The sequence below is a fragment of the Xanthobacter nonsaccharivorans genome (assembly GCF_043194755.2).
Taxonomy (GTDB): Bacteria; Pseudomonadota; Alphaproteobacteria; order Rhizobiales; family Xanthobacteraceae; genus Xanthobacter; species Xanthobacter autotrophicus_G.
Genome location: NZ_CM195526.1, coordinates 3,246,176 through 3,270,440, shown reverse-complemented (window position 1 = coordinate 3,270,440; position 24,265 = coordinate 3,246,176). Strand labels below are relative to the sequence as shown.

19 protein-coding genes are annotated in these 24,265 nt (G+C 68.3%); 15 read left to right on the top strand and 4 right to left on the bottom strand.

Annotated elements, in window-relative coordinates; translation table 11 throughout:
• Positions 1-112: 112 nt before the first annotated feature.
• The 3 genes from rpoB (at position 113) to V5F59_RS14975 (ending at position 9,087) form a co-directional block, all read left to right on the top strand.
• Positions 113-4,189, top strand: coding sequence for a DNA-directed RNA polymerase subunit beta (gene rpoB, locus V5F59_RS14985; RefSeq protein ID WP_393982837.1), 4,077 nt, complete (start codon positions 113-115; stop codon positions 4,187-4,189).
• Between the two features lie 111 nt (positions 4,190-4,300).
• A complete protein-coding gene (rpoC, locus tag V5F59_RS14980) occupies positions 4,301-8,485 on the top strand; it encodes a DNA-directed RNA polymerase subunit beta' (RefSeq protein ID WP_393982838.1) in 4,185 nt (1,394 codons plus the stop codon).
• 344 nt (positions 8,486-8,829) lie between these two features.
• Positions 8,830-9,087, top strand: coding sequence for a hypothetical protein (locus V5F59_RS14975; protein ID WP_393982839.1), 258 nt, complete (start codon positions 8,830-8,832; stop codon positions 9,085-9,087).
• A 96-nt stretch (positions 9,088-9,183) separates the two neighbouring features.
• Here the strand turns inward: V5F59_RS14975 and fae are convergent, their stop codons facing one another.
• The gene (gene fae / locus V5F59_RS14970) at positions 9,184-9,693 is read right to left on the bottom strand and encodes a formaldehyde-activating enzyme (RefSeq protein WP_393982840.1); all 510 of its coding nucleotides are present in this window, start codon (positions 9,691-9,693) and stop codon (positions 9,184-9,186) included.
• Between the two features lie 143 nt (positions 9,694-9,836).
• A complete protein-coding gene (locus V5F59_RS14965) occupies positions 9,837-11,072 on the bottom strand; it encodes a glycoside hydrolase 5 family protein (RefSeq protein ID WP_393982841.1) in 1,236 nt (411 codons plus the stop codon).
• A gap of 203 nt (positions 11,073-11,275) precedes the next feature.
• On the opposite strand from V5F59_RS14965, the gene V5F59_RS14960 reads away from it, so the two are divergent.
• The 5 genes from V5F59_RS14960 to V5F59_RS14940 all read left to right on the top strand — a co-directional run bounded on the left by V5F59_RS14960 (position 11,276) and on the right by V5F59_RS14940 (position 16,518).
• On the top strand, positions 11,276-12,646 hold the full coding sequence (locus V5F59_RS14960; protein WP_393982842.1) for an NAD(P)H-dependent oxidoreductase: 1,371 nt from the start codon (positions 11,276-11,278) through the stop codon (positions 12,644-12,646).
• A gap of 93 nt (positions 12,647-12,739) precedes the next feature.
• Positions 12,740-13,672 (top strand): metallophosphoesterase family protein, encoded by a 933-nt coding sequence (locus V5F59_RS14955; RefSeq protein ID WP_393982843.1) that lies wholly within the window; start codon positions 12,740-12,742, stop codon positions 13,670-13,672.
• Between the two features lie 155 nt (positions 13,673-13,827).
• On the top strand, positions 13,828-14,328 hold the full coding sequence (locus V5F59_RS14950; protein ID WP_393982844.1) for a Spy/CpxP family protein refolding chaperone: 501 nt from the start codon (positions 13,828-13,830) through the stop codon (positions 14,326-14,328).
• 166 nt (positions 14,329-14,494) lie between these two features.
• Positions 14,495-15,742 (top strand): MFS transporter, encoded by a 1,248-nt coding sequence (locus tag V5F59_RS14945; protein ID WP_393982845.1) that lies wholly within the window; start codon positions 14,495-14,497, stop codon positions 15,740-15,742.
• A 320-nt stretch (positions 15,743-16,062) separates the two neighbouring features.
• Positions 16,063-16,518: a hypothetical protein gene (locus V5F59_RS14940; protein ID WP_393982846.1), complete on the top strand. Its 456-nt coding sequence runs from the start codon at positions 16,063-16,065 to the stop codon at positions 16,516-16,518.
• A gap of 95 nt (positions 16,519-16,613) precedes the next feature.
• Here the strand turns inward: V5F59_RS14940 and V5F59_RS14935 are convergent, their stop codons facing one another.
• Positions 16,614-17,540, bottom strand: coding sequence for a LysR family transcriptional regulator (locus tag V5F59_RS14935; protein WP_393982847.1), 927 nt, complete (start codon positions 17,538-17,540; stop codon positions 16,614-16,616).
• Between the two features lie 149 nt (positions 17,541-17,689).
• Here V5F59_RS14935 and V5F59_RS14930 point away from each other — a divergent pair, with 149 nt between their 5' ends.
• Positions 17,690-18,115 carry a DoxX family protein gene (locus V5F59_RS14930; RefSeq protein ID WP_393982848.1) on the top strand — a complete coding sequence of 142 codons (426 nt, stop codon included), beginning with the start codon at positions 17,690-17,692 and terminating at the stop codon, positions 18,113-18,115.
• A 100-nt stretch (positions 18,116-18,215) separates the two neighbouring features.
• Here the strand turns inward: V5F59_RS14930 and V5F59_RS14925 are convergent, their stop codons facing one another.
• On the bottom strand, positions 18,216-19,223 hold the full coding sequence (locus V5F59_RS14925) for a polyprenyl synthetase family protein (RefSeq protein WP_393982849.1): 1,008 nt from the start codon (positions 19,221-19,223) through the stop codon (positions 18,216-18,218).
• Positions 19,224-19,340: 117 nt separating this feature from the next.
• Between V5F59_RS14925 and V5F59_RS14920 the strand changes: the two genes are divergently transcribed.
• The 6 genes from V5F59_RS14920 to V5F59_RS14895 all read left to right on the top strand — a co-directional run bounded on the left by V5F59_RS14920 (position 19,341) and on the right by V5F59_RS14895 (position 24,067).
• Positions 19,341-19,568: a putative signal transducing protein gene (locus tag V5F59_RS14920; protein WP_393982850.1), complete on the top strand. Its 228-nt coding sequence runs from the start codon at positions 19,341-19,343 to the stop codon at positions 19,566-19,568.
• Positions 19,558-20,331 (top strand): tRNA1(Val) (adenine(37)-N6)-methyltransferase, encoded by a 774-nt coding sequence (locus V5F59_RS14915; protein WP_393982851.1) that lies wholly within the window; start codon positions 19,558-19,560, stop codon positions 20,329-20,331. The genes V5F59_RS14920 and V5F59_RS14915 overlap by 11 nt, the downstream gene beginning before the upstream one ends.
• Positions 20,332-20,362: 31 nt before the next feature.
• Positions 20,363-21,235 (top strand): S49 family peptidase, encoded by an 873-nt coding sequence (locus tag V5F59_RS14910; RefSeq protein ID WP_393982852.1) that lies wholly within the window; start codon positions 20,363-20,365, stop codon positions 21,233-21,235.
• Positions 21,236-21,325: 90 nt separating this feature from the next.
• Positions 21,326-23,005 (top strand): NAD+ synthase, encoded by a 1,680-nt coding sequence (locus V5F59_RS14905; protein WP_393982853.1) that lies wholly within the window; start codon positions 21,326-21,328, stop codon positions 23,003-23,005.
• A 159-nt stretch (positions 23,006-23,164) separates the two neighbouring features.
• Positions 23,165-23,746, top strand: coding sequence for a TetR/AcrR family transcriptional regulator (locus V5F59_RS14900; protein ID WP_393982854.1), 582 nt, complete (start codon positions 23,165-23,167; stop codon positions 23,744-23,746).
• 33 nt (positions 23,747-23,779) lie between these two features.
• A complete protein-coding gene (locus V5F59_RS14895) occupies positions 23,780-24,067 on the top strand; it encodes a YciI family protein (RefSeq protein WP_393982855.1) in 288 nt (95 codons plus the stop codon).
• The last annotated feature ends 198 nt before the right edge of the window (positions 24,068-24,265 follow it).

Below are 24,265 nucleotides of genomic sequence, written 5' to 3'. Positions count from 1 at the left end.
CCCACCCCTGAGGCGGACGGTGGCACGGTTCCGGAGCCGGCGCGGCGAGCCCCAGCCTTCATGAGAGGCGCGGGGTGCCGGCCCGAGAGGACCAGGACGGACGAGGATCGAGATGGCGCAAACGTTCACCGGTCGTAAGCGGATCCGCAAGTTCTTCGGCAAGATCAAGGAAGTGGCCGAGATGCCGAACCTCATCGAGGTTCAGAAGGCGTCCTACGACCAGTTCCTGCAGATCGAGGAACCCAAGGGCGGCCGCGACGACGACGGCCTGCAGGCGGTGTTCAAGTCGGTCTTCCCCATCTCCGACTTTTCCGGCGCGGCCATGCTGGAGTTCGTGCGCTACGAGTTCGAGCCGCCGAAGTATGACGTGGACGAGTGCCGCCAGCGCGGCATGACCTTCGCTGCGCCGCTCAAGGTGACGCTGCGCCTCATCGTGTTCGATGTGGACCCCGATACCGGCGCCAAGTCGGTGAAGGACATCAAGGAGCAGGACGTCTACACCGGCGACATCCCGCTCATGACCATGAACGGCACGTTCATCGTGAACGGCACCGAGCGCGTCATCGTCTCCCAGATGCACCGCTCGCCGGGCGTGTTCTTCGATCACGACAAGGGCAAGACCCACTCTTCGGGCAAGCTGCTGTTCGCCGCCCGCATCATTCCGTACCGCGGCTCCTGGCTCGACATCGAGTTCGACGCCAAGGACATCGTGTATGCGCGCATCGATCGCCGCCGCAAGATCCCGGTGACGAGCCTGCTCTACGCGCTCGGCCTCGACAATGAGGAAATCCTCTCCACCTTCTACGAGAAGGTGCCCTATGAGCGCGCGAAGGGCGGCTGGCGCATGCCGTTCGATCCCAAGCGCATGAAGGGCTACAAGGCGGTGTCCGACCTGGTGGACGCCGACACCGGCGAAGTCGTGCTCGAGGCGGGCAAGAAGCTCACCGTGCGCGCCGCCCGCCAGCTGGCCGAGAAGGGGCTGAAGTTCCTCAAGATCTCCGACGAGGAGATGGTCGGCCAGTACATCGCCGAGGACCTCGTGGACCTGGCGTCCGGCGAGATCCACGCGGAAGCCGGCGACGAGATCACCGAGAAGACGCTGAAGCTGCTCGAGGAGAACGGCTACAACGAGATCCCGGTGCTGGACATCGACCACGTCAACACCGGCGCCTACATCCGCAACACGCTGGTGGCGGACAAGAACGTGACGCGCGAGGACGCGCTCTTCGACATCTACCGCGTGATGCGTCCCGGCGAGCCGCCGACGCTGGATTCCGCGCAGGCGATGTTCCACTCGCTGTTCTTCGACGCCGAGCGCTATGACCTCTCCGCGGTGGGCCGCGTGAAGATGAACATGCGCCTCGACCTCGATTGCCCGGACACCGTGCGCGTGCTGCGCCGCGAGGACATCCTCTCGGTCATCAAGACGCTCGTCGAGCTGCGCGACGGCAAGGGCGAGATCGACGACATCGACCACCTGGGCAACCGCCGCGTGCGCTCGGTGGGCGAACTCATGGAGAACCAGTACCGCGTCGGCCTGCTGCGCATGGAGCGCGCCATCAAGGAGCGCATGTCGTCCGTCGACATCGACACCGTGATGCCGCAGGACCTCATCAACGCCAAGCCGGTGGCGGCCGCGGTGCGCGAATTCTTCGGCTCCTCGCAGCTGTCGCAGTTCATGGACCAGACCAACCCGCTCTCCGAGATCACGCACAAGCGTCGTCTCTCGGCCCTCGGCCCGGGCGGTCTGACCCGCGAGCGCGCCGGCTTCGAGGTGCGCGACGTGCACCCGACCCACTACGGCCGCATCTGCCCGATCGAGACGCCGGAAGGCCCAAACATCGGCCTCATCAACTCGCTGGCCACCTTCGCCCGCGTGAACAAGTACGGCTTCATCGAGGCGCCCTACCGCCGCGTGGTGGAGAGCAAGGTCACCGACGAGGTGGTCTATCTCTCCGCCATGGAGGAGGGGAAGTATTACGTCGCGCAGGCCAACATCCCGCTCGACAAGGACGGCCGCTTCGAGGAAGACCTCATCGTCTGCCGTCATGCGGGCGACGTGCTTCTCGTCACGCCCGACCGCGTGGACTTCATGGACGTGTCGCCCAAGCAGCTGGTCTCGGTCGCCGCTGCGCTCATCCCGTTCCTTGAGAACGACGACGCCAACCGCGCGCTCATGGGCTCGAACATGCAGCGCCAGGCCGTGCCGCTGGTGCGCTCGCAGGCGCCGCTGGTGGGCACCGGCATGGAGGCCGTGGTGGCCCGGGATTCCGGTGCCGCCATTGCCGCCCGCCGCACCGGTGTCATCGACCAGGTGGACGCGACCCGTATCGTCATCCGCGCCACGGAAGAGGCCGACCCGTCCAAGTCGGGCGTCGACATCTACCGGCTGATGAAGTTCCAGCGCTCCAACCAGTCCACGTGCATCAACCAGCGTCCGCTGGTGCGCGTAGGCGACCAGGTGAAGAAGGGCGACATCATCGCCGACGGCCCGTCCACGGAGCTCGGCGAGCTGGCGCTCGGCCGCAACGTGCTCGTCGCCTTCATGCCGTGGAACGGCTACAACTTCGAAGACTCGATCCTGCTCTCGGAGAACATCGTCAAGGAAGACGTGTTCACCTCGATCCATATCGAGGAATTCGAGTGCATGGCCCGCGACACGAAGCTGGGACCTGAGGAAATCACCCGCGACATTCCCAACGTCTCGGAAGAGGCGCTGAAGAATCTCGACGAGGCCGGCATCGTCTACATCGGCGCCGAGGTTCGCGCGGGCGACATCCTCGTCGGCAAGATCACGCCGAAGGGCGAGAGCCCGATGACGCCGGAGGAGAAGCTCCTGCGCGCCATCTTCGGCGAGAAGGCCGCGGACGTCCGGGACACCTCCCTGCGCCTGCCCCCGGGCACCACCGGCACCATCGTCGAGGTGCGCGTGTTCAACCGTCACGGCGTGGACAAGGACGAGCGCGCCCTCGCCATCGAGCGCGAGGAGATCGAGCGTCTTGCCAAGGACCGTGACGACGAGCAGGCGATCCTCGACCGCAACGTGTACGGCCGCCTGACCGAGATCCTGGACGGCAAGACCGCCATCGCCGGCCCCAAGGGCTTCAAGAAGGAGACCGTGGTCACCCGCGAGATCCTCGGCGAGTATCCGCGCTCGCAGTGGTGGCTGTTCGCCGTGGCCGACGACGCCATCATGGCGGAGCTGGAGGCCATCCGCGCCCAGTACGACGACAGCAAGAAGCGGCTCGAGCAGCGCTTCCTCGACAAGGTCGAGAAGCTGCAGCGCGGCGACGAGCTGCCGCCCGGCGTGATGAAGATGGTCAAGGTCTTCGTCGCGGTGAAGCGCAAGATCCAGCCCGGCGACAAGATGGCCGGCCGCCATGGCAACAAGGGCGTGGTCTCGCGCATCGTTCCGGTGGAGGACATGCCCTTCCTCGAGGACGGCACCAACGTCGACATCGTGCTGAACCCGCTGGGCGTGCCCTCGCGCATGAACGTGGGGCAGATCCTGGAGACGCACCTCGGCTGGGCCTGCGCGGGCCTCGGCCGTCAGGTGGCCGCCGCTGCGGAGGCCTATTACGCCCGGCAGGACCTGAAGCCGCTGCGGGACCGTCTGGAGACCATCTACGGCAAGGACGAGATCGAGCAGCTCAAGGATCAGGAGCTGCCCGAGCTCGGCGAGAACCTGCGCAAGGGCGTGCCGATGGCGACCCCGGTGTTCGATGGCGCCCACGAGGCGGACATCGAGCATGAGCTGGAACGGGCGGGCCTCGACCGCTCCGGCCAGTCCACGCTCTATGACGGGCGCACCGGCGAGCCGTTCGATCGTAAGGTCACCGTGGGCTACATCTACATGCTGAAGCTCCACCACCTGGTCGACGACAAGATCCACGCCCGCTCCATCGGCCCCTACTCCCTCGTGACCCAGCAGCCGCTGGGCGGCAAGGCGCAGTTCGGCGGCCAGCGCTTCGGCGAAATGGAGGTGTGGGCGCTCGAAGCCTACGGCGCTGCCTACACGCTGCAGGAGATGCTCACCGTGAAGTCGGACGACGTGGCCGGCCGCACCAAGGTCTACGAGGCCATCGTGCGCGGCGAGGACACGTTCGAGAGCGGCATTCCCGAGAGCTTCAACGTGCTCGTGAAGGAAATGCGCTCGCTCGGCCTCAACGTCGACCTCGAGAACAGCTGACGGGCGCGCGGCCCTCATGGCCGCCCCGTCTTCCGCCTCGTGCGGACAGCCTGACCGGCGGTTCGGCCGGTCAGGATCGAATAAAGGCCCACTTCGTTTGGGAGCCAGCTCATGAACCAGGAAGTCCTGAACGTCTTCAATCCGACCGTTCCGGCCCCGGCCTTCAACAAGATCCGGATCACCATCGCGAGCCCGGAGAAGATCAAGTCCTGGTCCTACGGCGAGATCAAGAAGCCGGAGACCATCAACTACCGCACGTTCAAGCCCGAGCGTGACGGCTTGTTCTGCGCGCGCATCTTCGGTCCCATCAAGGACTACGAGTGCCTGTGCGGCAAGTACAAGCGGATGAAGTACAAGGGCATCATCTGCGAGAAGTGCGGCGTCGAGGTGACCCTGTCGCGCGTGCGCCGCGAGCGCATGGGCCACATCGAGCTCGCCGCCCCGGTGGCGCACATCTGGTTCCTGAAGTCGCTGCCGAGCCGCATCGGCCTGCTGCTCGACATGACGCTCAAGGACCTCGAGCGCATCCTGTACTTCGAGTATTTCGTCGTCATCGAGCCGGGCACCACCAAGCTCAAGTATCGTCAGCTCCTCTCGGAGGACGACTACCTGCGCGCCCAGGACGAGTATGGCGAGAGCAACTTCACCGCGATGATCGGCGCGGAAGCCATCCGCGAGCTGCTGCGCGCCATGGACCTCGACAAGATCGCCGCCGACCTGCGCGTGGAGATCTCCGAGGCCACCACCGAGCTCAAGCCGAAGAAGCTCGCCAAGCGGCTGAAGATCGTCGAGGCCTTCCAGCTGTCCGGCAACAAGCCGGAGTGGATGATCCTCACCCACGTGCCGGTGATCCCGCCGGACCTGCGCCCGCTCGTCCCGCTGGACGGCGGCCGGTTCGCGACCTCCGACCTCAACGACCTCTACCGCCGCGTCATCAACCGCAACAACCGCCTGAAGCGGCTGATCGAGCTGCGGGCGCCGGACATCATCATCCGCAACGAGAAGCGCATGCTTCAGGAGGCGGTTGACGCGCTGTTCGACAACGGCCGCCGCGGCCGCGTCATCACCGGCGCCAACAAGCGCCCGCTGAAGTCGCTCGCCGACATGCTGAAGGGCAAGCAGGGCCGGTTCCGCCAGAACCTGCTCGGCAAGCGCGTGGACTATTCCGGCCGCTCGGTGATCGTGGTGGGTCCCGAGCTGAAGCTGCACCAGTGCGGCCTGCCGAAGAAGATGGCCCTCGAGCTGTTCAAGCCCTTCATCTATTCGCGCCTCGACGCGAAGGGCCATTCGGCCACGGTGAAGCAGGCCAAGAAGCTGGTGGAGAAGGAGCGTCCCGAGGTGTGGGACATCCTCGACGAGGTGATCCGCGAGCACCCGGTGATGCTGAACCGCGCGCCGACGCTCCACCGCCTCGGCATCCAGGCGTTCGAGCCGGTGCTCATCGAGGGCAAGGCCATCCAGCTGCACCCGCTCGTCTGCTCGGCCTTCAACGCCGACTTCGACGGCGACCAGATGGCCGTGCACGTGCCGCTTTCGCTGGAAGCCCAGCTGGAAGCCCGCGTGCTGATGATGTCCACCAACAACATCCTGCACCCCGCGAACGGCCAGCCCATCATCGTGCCGTCCCAGGACATCGTGCTGGGTCTCTACTACCTCTCGATCATGCGCGAGAACGAGCCCGGCGAGGGCATGCTGTTCGCCAACATGAACGAGATCGACCATGCGCTGAACGCCAAGGCGATCACGCTGCATACCAAGATCAAGGGCCGCTACATCGGCATCGGTGCCGACGGCAAGCAGTATTCCAAGATCTATGAGACCACGCCCGGCCGCATGAAGATCGGCGAGCTGCTGCCCAAGGATCCGAAGCTCTCCTACGATGTCGTCAACAAGCTGATGACGAAGAAGGAAATCTCCAACATGATCGATGCCGTGTACCGGCACTGCGGTCAGAAGGAGAGCGTGATCTTCTGCGATCGCATCATGGCGCTCGGCTTCTACAACGCGTTCCGCGCCGGCATCTCGTTCGGCAAGGACGACATGGTGGTGCCGAAGAAGAAGTGGGAGCTGGTCGAGGAGACCCGCGCGCTCACCAAGGAATACGAGCAGCAGTACAACGACGGCCTCATCACCCAGGGCGAGAAGTACAACAAGGTGGTTGACGCCTGGGGCAAGTGCACGGACCGCATCGCCGACGAGATGATGAAGGAAATCTCGGCGGTGAGGAAGGATCCGAAGACCGGCCGCGACAAGCAGATCAACTCGATCTACATGATGAGCCACTCCGGAGCGCGTGGGTCGCCCGCTCAGATGAAGCAGCTCGCCGGCATGCGCGGCCTCATGGCCAAGCCGTCGGGCGAGATCATCGAGAGCCCGATCATCTCGAACTTCAAGGAAGGCCTGACCGTGATGGAGTACTTCAACTCCACCCACGGCGCGCGCAAGGGCCTTGCCGACACCGCTCTGAAGACCGCGAACTCGGGCTACCTCACCCGCCGTCTCGTCGACGTGGCGCAGGATTCCATCATCACCGAGCGCGACTGCGGCTCGGACAAGGGAATCCACATGCGCGCCATCATCGACGCGGGCCAGATCGTGGCCTCGCTGGCGTCGCGCGTCCTCGGACGCACCGCGGCCGAGGACATCGTGGAGCCGGCCACCGGCCAGATCATCGTGCCGCGCGGCTCGATGATCGAGGAGCCGCACATCGAGCGGATCAACAAGTCGGGCATCCAGGAGATCAAGATCCGTTCGGTCTTGACCTGCGAGACCCGGAACGGCGTGTGCGGCACCTGCTACGGGCGCGACCTCGCCCGCGGCACGCCCGTCAACATGGGCGAGGCGGTGGGCGTCATCGCCGCCCAGTCCATCGGCGAGCCGGGCACCCAGCTCACCATGCGCACCTTCCACATCGGCGGCGCGGCGACCCTTGCCGACTCCTCCTTCGTGGAAAGCAACTTCGAGGGCAGCGTCCGCATCCGCAATCGCAACGTGGCGCGGAACTCGGACGGCGACCTGGTGGTGATGAGCCGCAACCTCGCGGTGGTCATCGTCGACCATGACGGCACCGAGCGCGCGGTGAACCGCGTGCAGTACGGTGCCCGCCTCAAGGTGGACGAGGGCGACACCATCAAGCGGGGCCAGCGCATCGCCGAGTGGGACCCCTACACCCGCCCCATCCTCTCCGAGGTGGACGGAACGGTGGCGTTCGAGGACCTGGTGGAAGGCTCCTCCATGAACGAGACGGTCGACGAGTCGACCGGCATCGCCAAGCGCGTGGTGACGGACTCGCGGGCCGGCCGCGGGCCGGAGCTGCGTCCCGCCATCCTGATCAAGGGCAAGGACGGCAAGGTCATCAAGCTGCCGCGCGGCGGCGACGCCCGCTACGCCTTGCCGGTGGAGGCCATCATCTCGGTGGACCCCAACCAGCACCTCAAGGCCGGTGACGCGGTGGCCCGCGTGCCGATGGAAAGCGCCAAGACCCGCGACATCACGGGCGGCCTGCCGCGCGTGGCGGAGCTGTTCGAGGCCCGTCGTCCCAAGGACGCGGCCATCATCGCGGAGATCTCCGGCACCATCCGGTTCGGCCGCGACTACAAGAACAAGCGCCGGCTCTCCATCGAGCCGACGGAGGGCGGGGATCCGGTGGAGTACCTGATCCCGAAGGGCAAGCACATCCATCTCCAGGACGGCGACGTGGTGGAGAAGGGCGACTTCATCGTCGATGGCAACCCGGCGCCGCACGACATCCTGGCGATCAAGGGCGTGGAAGAGCTCGCCGCCTTCCTCGTGAACGAGATCCAGGAGGTCTACCGGCTCCAGGGCGTGAACATCAACGACAAGCACATCGAGGTGATTGTCCGGAACATGCTCCAGAAGGTGGAGATCGACGACGCCGGGGAAACCGACTTCCTCGACGGCGAGCAGGTGGACCGTCTCGAGTTCCTCGAGGCGAACGAGAAGGCCGCGGAGGAGGCGAAGAAGCCCGCCACCGGCCATCCCGTGCTCCTTGGCATCACCAAGGCGTCCCTGCAGACGCGCTCCTTCTTCTCGGCGGCCTCCTTCCAGGAGACCACCCGCGTCCTCACCGAGGCGGCGGTCAACGGCAAGGTGGACCCGCTCGAGGGCCTGAAGGAGAACGTCATCGTCGGCCGCCTCATCCCGGCCGGCACCGGCGCCCAGATGAACCGCCTGCGCACCATCGCCAACAGCCGCGACGACCTCATCGTCGCGACCCGCGACGAGCAGACGGAAGGCCAGTCCATGGTGGAGGGCCCCGCCGACGCGGCGGAGTGATCCTCGGGACGGGCATGCATGGCAAAAGGCCGCCTCCGGGCGGCCTTTTTCTTTGTCCGCGTTTCCACCGGGGGGCGGCCACAGGTGCGCGGGCCCGCCTCAAAATGGGGCGGCGCCCGAGGCGCCTGCCGCGAGGACAATTGATGCGCTGCAGTAGCGTCAGGCAAAAGCTGAGCCGTTCCGAGGCCTTGTTCATGTTGCTATGCAACCTGCCTGAAATTTCATCCTGGCTGTCAAGGCAACATTCGGAAAGCTTCAAAAATATAGGTGAAAGCAGGCAGGGTTTTTGTTCTAATGGCTCCTCAACTTGAATGTCGCAGTCTAATGCGGCGCGGGGAGGAGACATGGCTTACGAATTCGACGGGGGGATTCCGCCCTCCAGGCGCGCGGCGGCGAGGGGCATCGCCGCAAATGATTCCGTGGCGCGCCACAGCGCGGCCGCGGCTCTGGTGCTGGCGTTCGCCTGCGCCATGTCGGGCCTGCTCATGGGCCTCTGCCTGGCCGGGGCACACTGGTCGGCGCTGTCTTTCGTGGCGGGCGCCGGGCTCGCCGGCATCGGCACCTGGCTCGCCCGGGACCTCATCGCCGCCCTGCGCGACTGAGGCCTGACGCATCCCTTGCGCCGCGCGCCCCTTGGCGCGCGTTTTCTTTTTTGGCCTGCCGCCGTCTTCCGGACTCCCGGTCGGGCCCGCCCGCGATCAGCCGGCGGCGAAGGGGTGACGGGCGCTTGCCCCCCGTGCCAGCACCTCGTCCGGACGCGGCGATCCCGTCACCGCCCGCTGCAGCGCCAGGCGCGTTGCCTCATAATTGAAGGCCTGGATGCGCGCGTCGTCCGCCGCGTCCCAATGGATGAACACGCCGACGCAGATGAAGATGTCGTCGGCCTCCTCGATGGGGATGATCCCTTCGGCCACGCAATCGGTCACCGCCTTGGCCACCGCATATTGGGCGGGACCGAACATCTGCACCGCCTGGCGCGCGTCCTTGATGGTCACCTTGTTGAACAGCACGGTGGCGGGCTTGGCCAGAAGGTTCGGCTCCACCACGGCGAGCAGGGTGGTGAAGCCGTCCTTGTTATTGGTCAGGGCGTTGACGAAGGCGGTCTCGGCGGATGAGCCGCGCGGGCCCAGGATGAGGTCGATGTGGGCCACCTCGGTGCCATCGCCCACCAGCGCCTCGCCCACCATCAGCCTGTCGATCTTCGGCATGAAATGTCTCCAAGAACCGGGATTGTCACAAAGCCCCGCCGCTGCCGCGGCGTCCGCGCCTTCATGCAAGGGCCGAGCCCGCCGTGCGGGCTGCGTGGCCGAGGATGGGGAAGGACCGGGGGCGGGGCAGGGGAGCCAAGGCGTCAGCGCACCTCGAAGGGCAGGTTGCCGGTCGCGGCGGCGCCGCGGCCGTCGCGCAGCACCACGAACACGCGGTAGCGGCCCGGCGGCAGGCCGCCGATGCGCACGCCGGTGAGGGTGGGGTCGTGGATGGCCTGAGGGAAGCTCGGCGGGACGTCTTCCGGGTCGCCCCCCACGCTGCGGGCCGTGGTCTCCTGCATGACCTGCCATTCGGCCTTCAGCGGGTCGCCATCGGGATCGGTGGCGGCGAGCCGCACGCGGGTTTCCTCGCTGGCGCCGATGCTGGCCGGTCCCGAGAACCCCAGGGCGAGGATGCGCGGCGCCCGGTTGGGGCCGCCGGGCGGAGTGCCGCCCCAGGTCTGGGCCATCACTTCCACGGTCTGGGTCCACTCGCCGGTGGGCAGCAGCAGGGAATACCAGGTGGGCGTCACCTCCTGCTTCTGGCCCCACAGGAAGGGCAGGGCGCCGATGTTCGCGAGCTTGGCGGCGGCGAGGTAGCGCTGGATGCGGTCGGCCTTCTCGGTGGAGGTGGGCTCCACCCGCGCGCCCCAGCCGGTGCGCGGCGCCTCCCAATGGCCGAGGGGACCCATCTCGGTGAGGATGACGGGCCCGGTCCATCCCTGCGCCCGGGCGCGGGTCGCGGCGGTGAGCAGGCCGTCGCCATAGCCGTTGATGCCGAGCACATCGATGCTGGGGGCAAGCCGGCGGACGGCGGCGGCCTTGTCGCCGCCCACCTCGGCGACGACGGCCATGGTGGGGTGCTGGCCATCCAGCGTCTTCACCAGCTTCGCCGCTTCCTCGATGGCGGGCCACACCGCGGTGGCCTCCTCGGGGGACATCTCGTTCTCCACCTCGTTGCCGATGCCCCACATGAGCAGAGCCGGGTGGGTGCGATAGCGCTCCACCATGTGGCGCAGGGCATCCAGCTGCTGGGTCACGGCGCCACGGTCGGCATAATTGAAGCCGAGGCGCGGATGGCCCATCCAGAAGCCGACGATCACCTTCAGCCCCGCGCGCTGGGCGGCATCGAGGGTTTCGCCGGGCTCCTGGCCGTAGGTGCGCACCACGTTCGCCCCGAGCCCCTTCAGCTCGGCGAATCGGGCTTCGCCGCTGGCGCCGTTGGGCACGAAGGGGCGGCCATCCACGATGATGTCGGCGCCGCGCACCTGTACCTGGGAGGCGGAGGCCGCGATTGGGTTCAGGAGGGCGAGGAGGGCGAGGGGAAGGACTGAACGCAAGGAACCTGGCTCCCGTTGGACGACGCGCCGGACTGCACTGCACCATGAAGGGTGCGAGACAGCGGCCGCAACATCAACTTATTGTGGGCAGGCCAAATCGTTTCATGCCGGTGCGCGGGCGCACCGGCATGGGTTCCGCGGAAAGGCCGGCACAGGGTCTGCGGAAGAGAACCGAATCAAGAGGCCGAGGAGACGCCAGCCCCATGAATCTCGCCAGGAAGCTCAAGGCGCGGGCCGCCGAAGGACGTCCCGTGCGCGTCGCGCTCATCGGTGCCGGCAAGTTCGGCTCCATGTTCCTGTCGCAGGTGCGGACCACGCCGGGCACGCATCTCCTGGGCATCGCCGACCTGTCGCGGGACCGTGCGGTGGCCGCCCTTGCCGCCACCGGCTGGGACACGGATGCCGCCCTCGCCCGGGACTTCGACGAGGCCCGCCGCACCGGCCGGACCGTGGTGACCGAGGATGCCGCCGCCCTCATCGCCGCCGACGGGCTGGAGGTGGTGGTGGACGCCACGGGCAGCCCGGCCGCGGGCATCCGCCACGCCCTCGCGGCCATCGCCCACAGGCGCCACATCGTCATGGTCACGGTGGAGGCGGACGTGCTGGCCGGCCCGCTGCTGGCCCGGCGCGCGGAGGCGGCAGGCGTGGTCTACGCGGCGGCCTATGGCGACCAGCCGGCCCTCGTCTGCGACATGGTGGACTGGGCCGAGACCTGTGGCTTCCGCGTGGTGGCTGCGGGCAAGGGCACGCGGCACCTGCCGGCCTTCCATGCCTCCACCCCCGAGACGGTGTGGGACAATCTGGCCATCCCGCGGGAGATGGCGGCGGCGGGCGGCATGAACCCGCAGATGTTCAATTCCTTCGTGGACGGCACCAAGTCCGCCATCGAGATGGCCGCCATCTCCAACATGACCGGCCTCAAGGCGCCGCGCGACGGCCTGCTGTTCCCGCCCTGCGGCGTGGACGACCTGCCCCGCGTGCTGCGGCCGCGCGCGGACGGCGGGCTGCTGGAGGAGACCGGCATGGTGGAGGTGGTCTCCTCGCTGGAGCTGGATGGCCGGCCCGTGTTCCGGGACCTGCGCTGGGGGGTCTATGTGGTGCTGGAGGCGGATCCCTCCCATCGTGGCGACTATGCCCGGCGCTGCTTCAAGGAATACGGCATGGTGACGGATCCTTCCGGCCGCTACACCGCGCTCTACCGCCCCTACCACCTCATCGGGCTTGAGCTGGGCGTCTCGGTGGCCGCGGCGGCTCTGCGCAACGAAGCCTCGGGCTCGGCCATCGGCTTCTTCTCGGACGTGGCGGCCACCGCCAAGCGCGACCTGCACGCCGGCGAGACGCTGGACGGGGAGGGGGGCTACACCGTCTACGGCAAGATCATGCGGGCGGAGGATTCGCTTGCGGCGGGGGCGCTGCCCATCGGCCTTGCGCACCATGTGGTGCTGAAGCGCCCGGTGGCCGCCGGCCAGCCGGTGCGCTGGGCGGACGTGGAGATCGCCGACAGCGACACCGTCCGCATCCGCCGGGAGATGGAGGCGGCCTTTGCCGCCGAGCCCCGGCGCCTGAGCGCCTGAAGGGACCTCATTCCGCTGCGCGGAGGGCCCGCTGCGCCCTCCGCCGCGCGCGATCTGCTATAAGCCCCCGTCACCGCGACGGGGGTCCCGATCATGTTCGTCATCGCCCATCTCTCCGATCCGCACCTCGGGCCCATTCCCGAGGCGCGCATCTCCGAGCTGCTGGGCAAGCGCTTCTTCGGCATGATGAACTGGATCGGCGCGCGGCGTCGGAATTTCGGCGCCTCCACCCTTGCCCCGCTCCTCGACGACCTTCTCGCCCAGGCGCCGGACCACATCTGCGTCACCGGCGACCTGGTGAACGTGAGCCTGCCGGCGGAGTTCGATACGGGCGCCACCTTCCTTGCCTCCCTTGGGGCCGCAGACAAGGTGAGCGTGGTGCCCGGCAATCACGATGCCTACGTGCGCTCCGCCATGCACTATCACCTGGAGCATTGGGCCCCCTTCCTCGCCGGCGACGACACCCATCCGCATACGCCGGTGGATGTGGAAGCCTTCCCGTATGTGCGGCGGCGCGGCGGCGTGGCGGTGGTGGGCGTCTCCACCGCAGTGCCGACCGCCGTCTTCCTGGCGAGCGGGGAAGTGGGGCGCGGCCAGCGCGCGCGGCTCGCCGCCGTGCTGAAGCAGCTGAAGGAGGAGGGCCTGTTCCGGGTGGTGATGATCCATCATCCGCCCGTCGGCGAGCGCCCGTTCCATCGCGATCTGAGGGATGCCGCGGCCGTCCGCGCGGTGCTGGCGGAGGTGGGGGCGGAACTGGTGCTCCACGGCCATGATCACCGGGTCTCCCTCGGCCATGTGCGCGCGGCGGCGGGCGCTACGGTGCACGACATCCCCGTGGTGGGCGTGCCCTCCGCCTCGGCGGGGCCGCAGGACGAGCGCGGGCCGGGGGGCTACTGCCTCTACCGCATCTCCGGCGGGCCGGGCAGCTGGCGCTGCGACATGGAGCGGCGCGGCTATGCGAAGGGCAGCGCCACCGTCCAGTCGCTCGCCCACGAGGTTCTCATCGGGCCGTTTGCCGAGACGTGACAGTTGTGGCGGGAATGCGATGCTCCCGCGGCAATGTTCCGGCTTGGCGGCAACTTGCGTCACATCTTGTTACAATTGCTGAATTACAGAACTTTAAGTTGCTGGAACATGGTGGCGGCCCGATGCTTCCTTCGTCCCTTGAAGGAGGACTTCACATGAAACGAGCCGTCCTTGCCGCCACCGCCGCTGCGCTGATCGCCGGCTCCGCGGCTACCTATGCCGCCAATGCCGCGCCCGACCCCCAGCGCTGGCAGCCCAGCGCGGAGGATCGAGCCATCCTCACCGATGCACGCATCGCGGCGCTCAAGACCGCGCTGAAGCTCACCCCGGACCAGGAGAAGCTCTGGCCGGGCGTCGAGGCGACCCTCAAGCAGGTGGCGAAGGATCGCCTGGCCCGTCGCGACGAGGCGCGCGCCGCCCGCGAGGCTGCCCGGCAGGCCAACACCGCGCCCGATCCCATCGCCCGCATGCGCTCCATTGCCAGCCGCATGGAGGCCAGCGCCGCCGACCTGCGCAAGATCGCCGACGCTGCCGATCCGCTCTACAAGACCCTGGACGATGCCCAGAAGCAGCGGCTCAACGTGATCATCCGCCAGAACATGCGCGGCATGGGGGGCCATCACGGCCCGCACGGCGACGGCCCGCGCCGCGGCTGAACGGTGCCCGGTGGTGGAGGGGCGGCCCGGGTGGCCGCCCCGCCATGAGGGCATCCATGAGAATGCTTCATGCATTCCTTGATCATTATTGATTTTCATTGAGGCGGGCAGTTCCCGTAGAATGGCTGTGAAACGCGCCTGCCGGCGCGACACAGCGAGTTGCTCCATGTCCGCCTCCTCCTCCCCGTCCGCCGCAGCCGCCGGCGGGCGGAACGCAGTTCCGCCCATCCTCATCGTCATCGCCGGCTGTGCGGTGGCGCTCATCACCTTCGGCCCGCGCTCCGTGTTCGGCCTGTTCCTGCTGCCCATGTCGCAGGAATATGGCTGGGGGCGCGACGTGTTCGGCCTGGCGGTGGCGGTGCAGAACCTCTTGTGGGGGCTCGGCTCGCCCTTCGCCGGCGCTTTGGCCGATCGCTTCGGCACCGTGCGCGTGCTGTGCGTGGGCGCCCTCGTCTACGCCAGCGGCCTCGTGCTCATGGCCTATGCCACCTCGCCGGGCATGCTGCAGCTGAGCGCCGGCGTGCTGGTGGGATTCGGGCTTTCCGCCGCCTCGTTCAACCTGGTGCTCGCCGCGTTCGGCAAGCTTTTGCCCAACGAATGGAAGTCCATCGGCTTCGGCGCGGCGACGGCGGCGGGCTCCTTCGGCCAGTTCCTGTTTCCTCCGCTCACCACGGGCCTCATGAACGCCATGGGCTGGCAGCAGACGGCCATCATCTTCGGCTTCTCGCTGCTCATCGTGCTGCCGTTCGCGCTGGCGCTGCGCACCCACAGCGCCGCGTCGGCGGGAGGGGCCGGCCATGGGCACCAGCAGAGCATCGGCGCCGCCATCGGTGAGGCGCTGCGGCACCCCAGCTATGTGATGCTGGTGCTGGGTTTCTTCACCTGCGGCTTCCAGCTGGCCTTCGTCACCGTGCACATGCCCGCCTTCCTGGTGGACAAGGGCATGACGCTGCAGGTGGGCTCCTACACCCTGGCGCTGATCGGCCTGTTCAACATCCTCGGCTCGCTTACCGCCGGCTACCTGTCGAGCCGGGTGTCGCGCAAGTGGCTGCTGGCGGTCATCTATGCCGGGCGGGGCGTGGCCATCGCCGTCTTCGTGCTGACGCCGGTGTCGCCGCTGAGCTGCTATCTCTTCGGCGCCGCCATGGGCTTCCTGTGGCTTTCCACCGTGCCGCCCACCTCCGGGCTGGTCATGCTCATGTTCGGCACCCGCTACATGGCCATGCTCTACGGCTTCGCCTTCTTCTCCCACCAGGTGGGCGGCTTCCTGGGCGTGTGGCTCGGCGGCCAGTTCTATGAGCGGCTGGGCTCCTACGACATCGTGTGGTGGCTCTCGGTGGCGCTCTCCTTCGCCTCCGCCGCCATCAACCTGCCCATCAAGGAGCGCCCGGTGGTGCGTCCGGTCATCGCCTGACACCAAGGGCCCGTGAGCTCCTCTCACGTGAGTTCGTCTTATGGGCCTTTGGTCAAGCCCGCGCGGCACCGGTTCCTGCCATTGCAGGCACCGGCCTTGAGGATAAGCAGCTCGGGACCCCCGAGCTGCGGAGCGAAATCCTCTCGGCGCCGGTCAACGACCGGGGTCGCTGGCCTGACGACGGCGGGAAAAACACGCCGCGCGGAAATCGTCGCCCGCGCGGCGCCTTCGCCCCTCCTGCGGCGCGGGGACTCTTGACAAGGGCGGCCCCGGTCTGCGCATCGTGGTACCGGATCAAATCAAGAATTCGCGAAAGAGCCATGCGCAGCATCCTTTTCGCGGCCTTGGGCTTCGCCGTCCTGGCGTCGGCTCCTGCCGCCGCACAGCAACTCACTGCCACCGAGGCGCGGACGTTCGTGCTCGGGCGGGTGTTCTCCTTCAACTGCTTCGAGGGGTCGAAGGGCTCGGGCCGGGTCTATCCGGACGGCTCGGTGGCCGGCCTCATTTCCCTGCGTGACAATTCTCCGCGCTTTGTCCATCTGCCGCCCAACACGTTGCGGGTGCGCGAGGAGAAGGTCTGCGGCTTCGTGAAGGGCATGACCTTCGAGCCGTGCTTCGACGTGGTGAAGACCGGAGCGAACACGTTCCGCGGCACCCTCGCCGGCGTGCAGACCATGTGGTGCGATTTCGTCAGCGCCGGCGGTGATCGCCAGCAGGTGGCCTCGCGCCGGTCCAAGTCGAAGACCCGCGGCACCGCCGAGGCCGCGGCCGAATAGGCGCGCCGCCCTGGCAAGCGGGCCTAGCGAGCGGGCCTGGCAAGCGGGGCTCGCGGCGCTTGCCACCTGACGCGTTCGGGCCTGCCGCGTGGGGATTATTCCAGCTCCGCTTCCGCTTCCGGCGCGCTGTCCGAGGGCCTGCCTTCGATGCGCGGGCGCAGGCGGACCAGCTCGCGCCCCGCATGCTCCATGAACGCCCGCACCCGCGCCGTCGCGCGGATGTCCGGGTGGGTGAGCAGCCACAGGCCGGATTCCATCTCCACCTGCGGGTTCATGATCTGGACGATCCCCGGCGTCACGGCGGCGATGAAGCAGGGCAGCACCGCGAGGCCGATGCCGGCCGCGGCGGCTTCCGCCAGCCCCAGCACCGTGTTGATGCGGTAGACGAGCTTCTCCTCGCCCACCCGCTCGCGCAGCCACTTGGCCGGCTTGATGCCGCCGAGATTGTCGGAGAAGCCGATCCAGTCGTACCGCCTCAGGTCACCCGCCGCGAGCGGCGCCTTGGGCGCGAGGTCGGCGTGGCAGTAGACGCCCCAGGCGATGGAGGCGATGCGTCGGCCCACCAGGGTGTCGCCCGGCCGGTCACTGGCCCGGACGGCCACGTCCGCGTCACGCTTCGACAGGCTGAGGGACTGGTTGGAGATCACCACGTCCAGGTGGATTTCCGGATAGGCCTGCCGGAACGAGGCGAACACCGGGGTCAGCATGTGCACCAGGAGCGTGTCGTTCGTGGTCACGCGTAATTCGCCGGAGGGACGCAGGTCCTGGCCGGTGATGCGCCGCTCCACTGCGGTGATCTCCTCCCCCATGCGCTCGGCGAGGCGGATCATCTCCTCGCCGGTGGGGGTGGGCACGTAGCCCGCGCGCGCCCGCTCGAACAGCCGCGCGCCCAGCTGCGCCTCCAGCGTGCCGAGCCGGCGGAAGACCGTGGAATGGTTCACGCCCAGCTGCTCGGCGGCGCCGGCAAGGGTGCCGCTCTCGGCAATGGCCCGGACAAGGCGGAAGTCGTCCCACGCAATCATCGGCTTGACCCTGCAAGTGTGGACTTGGAAGTGCGGACTTGGCGATTTTGTGATTTGCGAAGATGCAAACTCAGGCTGGTTTTTCTGAGTATGGCCTTGCGTGTCTGCGAAAGCTAGATGGACGTCACCTTGAACCGGAGACCGCTCCCATGGTTGACTCTCGCACCGCCCCTTACGGCCTTCTTCTTCTTCGCGTCGCCCTCGGCCTCATGTGGGTCATGCACGGCCTCATGAAGGTGTTCGTCTTCACCGTTCCCGGCTTCGCCGGCTTCCTCGCCAAGATCGGCATGCCCTCCGCGCTGGCGCTGCCCATCATCGCCGCCGAGATCATCGGCGGGCTCCTCATCATCGGCGGCGTCTATGCCCGTCAGGTGGCGATCCTGCTCATCCCCATCATGCTCGGCGCCCTGAACTATCATGCGCCGAACGGCTGGGTCTTCTCCGTTCCCGGCGGCGGCTGGGAGTATCCGGCCTTCCTCGTGGTGGCCTCGCTCGTGGTGGCCCTGGCCGGCGAAGGCGCCCTGGCGGTGAAGCCCGCCGCGCTCATCCCGGGCGCCCGCCGCGCGGTCGCCTGATCGCAGCACGCCCCGAAAAGACGACGGCCGGCTCCGCGAGGGGCCGGCCGCTTTCGTTTGGGCACCTGCTGCCGCAATCCCTGCGGGGCGAAGCCGCGCCTCAGTGGGCGCGGGAGAGGCAGAAGTCCACCGCCTCCATCAGCGCGTCCTTGGCCGGGCACGCGGGGAAGAGGGCGAGGGCATCCTTGGCGATGGCGCCGTAGTGGCGGGCCCGCTCCACCGTGTCGGCGATGGCCCGGTGCTTGGTGAGCAGGCCGATGGCCTGGGCGAGGTCGGCGTCGCTCACCTCTCCCTTCTCCAGGCAGCGCTGCCAGAAGGCCCGCTCCTTCTCGTCGCCGCGGCGGAAGGCGAGGAGCACCGGCAGGGTGATCTTGCCCTCGCGGAAGTCGTCGCCCACGTTCTTGCCGAGCTTGGCCTGGGAGCCGCCGTAGTCGAGCGCGTCGTCCACCAGCTGGAAGGCGATGCCGAGGTTCATGCCATAGGAGCGGCAGGCCGCCTGCTCCGCCTTCGGCCGCTGGCCGAGCACCGCGCCCACCTCGCAGGCGGCGGCGAACAGCTCCGCGGTCTTGCCGCGGATCACGGCGAGATAGTCGTCCTCGGAGGTCTGGGTGTTCTTGGCCGCCGCGAGCTGCATCACCTCGCCCTCGGCGATGACGCAGGCGGCGGTGGAGAGAATGTCGAGGCAGGTGAGCGAGCCCACCTCCACCATCATCCTGAAGGCCTGGCCGAGCAGAAAGTCGCCCACCAGCACGCTCGCCTCGTTGCCCCAGAGCTTGCGCGCGGCCAGCTTGCCCCGGCGCATGTCGCTCTCGTCCACCACGTCGTCGTGGAGGAGGGTGGCGGTGTGCATGAACTCCACGGAAGCCGCGAGCTTGATGTGCCCCTCGCCCCGGTAGCCGGAGAGGGCGGCGCAGGCGAGCGTCAGCATCGGGCGCAGCCGCTTGCCACCCGAGGAGATGAGGTGGTTGGCCACCTCCGGAATCATCGCCACATCGGAGCCGGTGCGCGCGAGGATCGCGGCGTTCACCCGCTCCATGTCCGCCTTCACCAGGGCGACCAGCGCCTCGATGGACGGCTCGTTCGGCTCGAACGGAAGGACGAGGGCCAAAGAAACGCTCCCGCTTGTCATTCTTTGGGGCGCACCATAGGGATGCTGACGGGTTCCGTGCAAGCGCCGTCAGGACGCGGGGGCCCCGAACGTCTCCTATACGTCAGGCGGTATACGATGCAGGAGGTGGTCCGGACCAACGATCTGGTGCTGCTCGGCGCCATTGAGGCGCTGCTTCAGGCGGCCGATATCGGGCACATGGTCGCGGACAGCCACATGAGCGTGCTCGAGGGCTCCATCGGCGTGTTTCCCCGCCGACTCATGGTTGTGGACGAGGACGTGGACCGCACCCGGCGCCTCCTGAAGGAGGCCGGCTTCGGCGCGGCGCTCCGCGATGGGGGCTGAGGCCGACGCCCCCGCCCGCATCTCCGCCGACACCGTCCTCGGCGGTCGCCTGACCCTGCGGCAGCCGGAGGAGGGGCATCGGGTGGGCCACGACGCGCTGCTGCTCGCCGCCTTCGCCCCGGAGGACCGTCGCCGCGCCGTGGACCTCGGCGCGGGGGTCGGCGGTGCCGGCCTCGCCTTTCTCACGCGGGTCAGGGACGCTTCGGCCACGCTGGTGGAGATCGCGCCGGAGCTTGCCGGTCTGGCGGAGGAGAATGCGGCGGCCAACGGCCTTGCCGATCGCGCCGAGGTGGTCGCGGCCGATGTGCGCGCCCTCGCCCGACCCTCGGGCCCGCCCCGCCCGGCGGCCGGGGGGGCCGACCTCGTGCTCATGAACCCGCCCTTCAATGCCGAGGCCCGCCACCGCACGTCTCCCGATGCCGGCCGCGCCCGCGCCCACATGGCCGGCGCGGCCCTGCTGGAGGATTGGGTGCGCGCCGCCGACCGCTGCCTCGCGGCGCGGGGCGTGCTTTGCCTCATCCACCGGCCGGAGGCGCTGGCGGAGATCCTCGCCGCCGTGTCGCGCCGGTTCGGCGCGGTGGAGATCCTGCCGGTCCATCCCCGTCTGGACCGGCCCGCGGTGCGGCTCCTGGTGCGGGCGGTGAAGGGCCGGCGCACGCCGCCCGCGCTGCTGCCCGGCCTGGTGCTGGCGGGAGGGGACGGCGCACCGACGCCGGAGGCGGAGGCGGTGCTGCGCGGGGGCGGCGCCATCGGCGCGCCTTGAGGGCGTCACGCCGAGCGCCTACATCTTGCCCATGGCCGACAGCTTCCTCTCCTTCGTTTCACGCCGCTTTCGCGGCATCCTTCCCCGGAAATGGCGCAAGGACCTCACGGTGGTCCCGGTGGTGCGGCTTGCCGGCCCCATCGGCATGTCGACCCCCTTCAGCCAGAGCCTGACGCTGGCGAACACCGCCAAGGCCCTGGACAAGGCCTTCGCCATCAAGGATGCGCCGGCGGTGGCGCTGCTCATCAATTCGCCGGGCGGCTCGCCGGTGCAGTCGCACCTCATCTTCCGGCGCATCCGCGCGCTGGCGGAGGAGAAGGAGAAGCACGTCTTCGCCTTCGTGGAGGACGCGGCGGCCTCGGGCGGCTACATGATCGCCTGCGCGGCGGACGAGATCTTCGCCGATCCGTGCTCCATCGTCGGCTCCATCGGCGTGGTCACGGCGGGCTTCGGCTTCGACAAGGCCATCGAGAAGCTGGGCATCGAGCGGAGGGTCTTCACCGCCGGCGAGCGCAAGGTGACGCTGGATCCCTTCCGCCCCACCCAGCCGGAGGACGTGGAGCGGCTCGACAGCCTGCTGAAGGAGCTCCACACCGTGTTCGCGGACCTCGTGCGGTCCCGCCGGGGCGCCGCCCTGGCCGCCGATGACGCGCTGCTGTTCTCGGGCGAGTTCTGGCTCGGCACCCAGGCGGCGGGCCTCGGCCTCGTGGACGGGCTCGGCGACGTGCGCGGCATCCTGAAGGCCCGCTACGGGGAGGACATGCTGTTGCCGCTGGTGCAGGGCGCTTCCAGCTTCCCGTTCCGCCGGCCGGGCGGCTTTGCCGGCGCCGTGGCGCGCTCGGCCGCCGAGGGGGTGGCTGCCGCCGTTGAGGAGCGCGCCTTGTGGTCGCGCCTCGGCCTGTGATGGGGCTTATCTGGCGCAGGAAAAGGCAAATCCCGCGCGTGCCCCTTTCTTGTCCTTCCCACCCGTGACGCCTGCGGTTAAATCCGAAGCATGACCACGCCCGCTCCCGATACGCCCGTCGATACCCTCGCCATCGCCGTCGCGCAGCTGAACCCCACGGTGGGGGATGTGGCCGGCAACCTCGATCTTGCCCGCCGCACGCGGGAAAGCGCCCGCGAGGCGGGCGCCGACCTCGTGGTCTTCACCGAGCTGTTCATCGCCGGCTATCCGCCGGAGGACCTCGTGCTGAAGCCGGCTTTCCAGAAAGCCTGCCGCGAGGCCATCGAGACCCTGGCCGCGGAGACGGTGGACGGCCCGGCGGTGCTCATCGGCGCGCCGTGGGTGGAGGAGGAACGGCTCTACAATTCCGTCCTGCTGCTGGAGAACGGCGGCATTTCCGCAGTCCGCCACAAGGTGGACCTGCCCAATTACGGCGTGTTCGACGAGAAGCGCGTGTTCGCGCCCGGCCCGCTGCCGGGGCCGATCCCCTTCAAGGGCGTGCGCCTCGGCGTGCCGGTGTGCGAGGACATCTGGGGCGCGGACGTGGTGGAGTGCCTCGCCGAGACCGGCGCGGAAATCCTGCTCGTGCCCAACGGCTCGCCCTATCGCCGCACGGTCTATGCCGAGCGCGAGAACATCGCGGTGGCCCGTGTGGTGGAGAGCCACCTGCCGCTGCTCTATGTGAACCAGGTGGGTGGGCAGGACGAGCTGGTCTTCGACGGCGCCTCCTTCGCGCTCAACGCCGACCGCACCCTCGCGCTCCAGTTCCCCGGCTTCATGGACCGGGTGCGCCTGTCGAAGTGGCAGCGGTTCGAGAACGGCTGGAAGTGCCTTGGCGCCAACCTCGCCGATCGTATCGAGGGCGACGAGGCGGATTATGCCGCCTGCGTGCTGGGCCTGCGCGACTATGTGAACAAGAACCGCTTTCCCGGCGTGGTGCTGGGCTTGTCCGGCGGCATCGATTCGGCACTGTGCGCGGCCATGGCGGTGGATGCGCTGGGGCCGGAGCGGGTCCACTGCATCATGCTGCCCTACCGCTACACGTCCGCCGACAGCCTCTCGGATGCGGCTGCGGTGGCGCAGGCCCTGGGCGTGCGCTACGACACCGTGCCCATCGCCTCCGGCGTGGAGGGCATCGAGGCGGCGCTGGCGCCCCTGTTCGAGGGCACCCAGCGCGACGTGACGGAGGAGAACCTCCAGTCCCGCGTGCGCGGCGCGCTGCTCATGTCGGTGTCCAACAAGTTCGGCGCCATGGTGGTGACCACGGGCAACAAGTCCGAGATGTCCACGGGCTACGCCACGCTCTATGGCGACATGAACGGCGGCTACAATCCCATCAAGGACCTGTACAAGACGCAGGTGGTCCGCCTCTCGCGCCTGCGCAACCGCTGGAAGCCGGCGGACGCCCTGGGGCCGGACGGCGTGGTCATGCCCGACAGCCTGATCGACAAGCCGCCCACCGCCGAGCTGCGCGAGAACCAGAAGGACGAGGATTCCCTGCCGCCTTATGCGGTGCTGGACGCCATCCTCGAACGGCTGGTGGAGCGCGAGGAGCCGGTGACGAGCCTCATCGCCGACGGCTTCGACGCGGCGACCGTGAAGCGCGTGGAGCGCCTCCTGCACATCGCCGAATACAAGCGCCGGCAGGCGGCGCCGGGCGTGAAGGTCACCGGCCGCAACTTCGGCCGCGACCGCCGCTACCCCATCACCAACCGCTTCCGCGAGGGCTGACCGGCCCGGCGCACCGGCGCCGGCGTGCCGTCCACTCCGGCTTCAGCGCTGCCGTGGCGGCGCCTTTTCGCGCGCTCTTGACGATGTAGGATGATTGTCCTAATTCCTGAATTAGGACATTTGACCTAAAGTCGCGAGATCATCTGGGAGGCGCCGGGAATGGCCGGGAAGAGCACGCGGGACGAGATCGTGGCGGCGGCCGACCGGCTGTTCTACGAGACCGGCTTCGAGGCCACCTCGTTCGCCGACATCGCCGCGGCGGTGAATATCTCCCGCGGCAATTTCTATTATCATTTCAAGACCAAGGACGACATCCTCGACGCCGTGATCGCCGTGCGGCTCGCCAGCACCCGGCGCATGCTGGAGGCGTGGGAAGAGGAGGGGGACGACCCCGCCGCGCGCATCCGCAGCTTCATCGGGATCCTGATCACCAACCGGGCGAAGATCATGCGCCATGGCTGCCCGGTGGGCACGCTCTGCAACGAGCTGGCGAAGCTTGACCACGGGGCGAAGGACGACGCGAGCCGCATCTTCACCATGTTCCGCGACTGGCTGGCGCGCCAGTTCGTGGCGTTGGGCCGACCCGCCGAGGCGGATGCGCTGGCCATGCACCTGCTTGCCGCCAGCCAGGGCGTGGCGACGCTGGCCAGCGCCTTCCGCGACGCGGATTTCATCCGCCGCGAGGTGGAGGGCATGGCGGCCTGGGTCGAGGCGCAGCGCCCGCCGGCGCCGGCCGCCTAGGCGGCCCCGGCTTCATCGCAGGGGAGGGACGAGATGTACGTGGTTCTGCTGAAATTCTCCGAGAAGCGCGCCGAGGCCGGGCGCCTCATGGACGGGCACCGGGCCTGGTTGCAGAAGGGCTTCGAGGAGGGCGTCTTCCTCATGGCCGGCAGCCTCCAGCCAAAGGCGGGCGGCGCCATCCTCGCCCACGGCACCTCGCCGGAGGCGCTGCGGCGCCGGGTGGAAGAGGATCCCTTGGTCGCCGAGGACGTGGTGCGGGCGGAGATCCTGGAGATCGACCCGAGCCGTACCGATCCGCGACTCGCCTTCCTCGCCGCCTGAGTCGCGGGGAAGCCTCGCCCCGAACCTCCGCCCGCGCGCGGTGGAGGTAGGTGGCACCGGCACCAATTCATCAAGTGTCTCAAAGCTGTAGCGTCGATACCGCGGCCCGTGCTCTTTTGGGGGGTGAGAGGCGGATTCACGGATCAGGTTGTTTCAATCCGGTCGGATCGCGCTCTAGGTTGCGTACAGCGAGCTTTG

Bases quoted from the DNA above. Each gene is read 5' to 3' on its own strand.
- rpoB (WP_393982837.1), top strand. From the start codon at position 113: ATGGCGCAAACGTTCACCGGTCGTAAGCGGATCCGCAAGTTCTTCGGC.
- rpoC (WP_393982838.1), top strand. From the start codon at position 4,301: ATGAACCAGGAAGTCCTGAACGTCTTCAATCCGACCGTTCCGGCCCCG.
- V5F59_RS14975 (WP_393982839.1), top strand. From the start codon at position 8,830: ATGGCTTACGAATTCGACGGGGGGATTCCGCCCTCCAGGCGCGCGGCG.
- fae (WP_393982840.1), bottom strand. From the start codon at position 9,693: ATGCCGAAGATCGACAGGCTGATGGTGGGCGAGGCGCTGGTGGGCGAT.
- V5F59_RS14960 (WP_393982842.1), top strand. From the start codon at position 11,276: ATGAATCTCGCCAGGAAGCTCAAGGCGCGGGCCGCCGAAGGACGTCCC.
- V5F59_RS14955 (WP_393982843.1), top strand. From the start codon at position 12,740: ATGTTCGTCATCGCCCATCTCTCCGATCCGCACCTCGGGCCCATTCCC.
- V5F59_RS14950 (WP_393982844.1), top strand. From the start codon at position 13,828: ATGAAACGAGCCGTCCTTGCCGCCACCGCCGCTGCGCTGATCGCCGGC.
- V5F59_RS14945 (WP_393982845.1), top strand. From the start codon at position 14,495: ATGTCCGCCTCCTCCTCCCCGTCCGCCGCAGCCGCCGGCGGGCGGAAC.
- V5F59_RS14940 (WP_393982846.1), top strand. From the start codon at position 16,063: ATGCGCAGCATCCTTTTCGCGGCCTTGGGCTTCGCCGTCCTGGCGTCG.
- V5F59_RS14935 (WP_393982847.1), bottom strand. From the start codon at position 17,540: ATGATTGCGTGGGACGACTTCCGCCTTGTCCGGGCCATTGCCGAGAGC.
- V5F59_RS14930 (WP_393982848.1), top strand. From the start codon at position 17,690: ATGGTTGACTCTCGCACCGCCCCTTACGGCCTTCTTCTTCTTCGCGTC.
- V5F59_RS14920 (WP_393982850.1), top strand. From the start codon at position 19,341: ATGCAGGAGGTGGTCCGGACCAACGATCTGGTGCTGCTCGGCGCCATT.
- V5F59_RS14915 (WP_393982851.1), top strand. From the start codon at position 19,558: ATGGGGGCTGAGGCCGACGCCCCCGCCCGCATCTCCGCCGACACCGTC.
- V5F59_RS14910 (WP_393982852.1), top strand. From the start codon at position 20,363: ATGGCCGACAGCTTCCTCTCCTTCGTTTCACGCCGCTTTCGCGGCATC.
- V5F59_RS14905 (WP_393982853.1), top strand. From the start codon at position 21,326: ATGACCACGCCCGCTCCCGATACGCCCGTCGATACCCTCGCCATCGCC.
- V5F59_RS14900 (WP_393982854.1), top strand. From the start codon at position 23,165: ATGGCCGGGAAGAGCACGCGGGACGAGATCGTGGCGGCGGCCGACCGG.
- V5F59_RS14895 (WP_393982855.1), top strand. From the start codon at position 23,780: ATGTACGTGGTTCTGCTGAAATTCTCCGAGAAGCGCGCCGAGGCCGGG.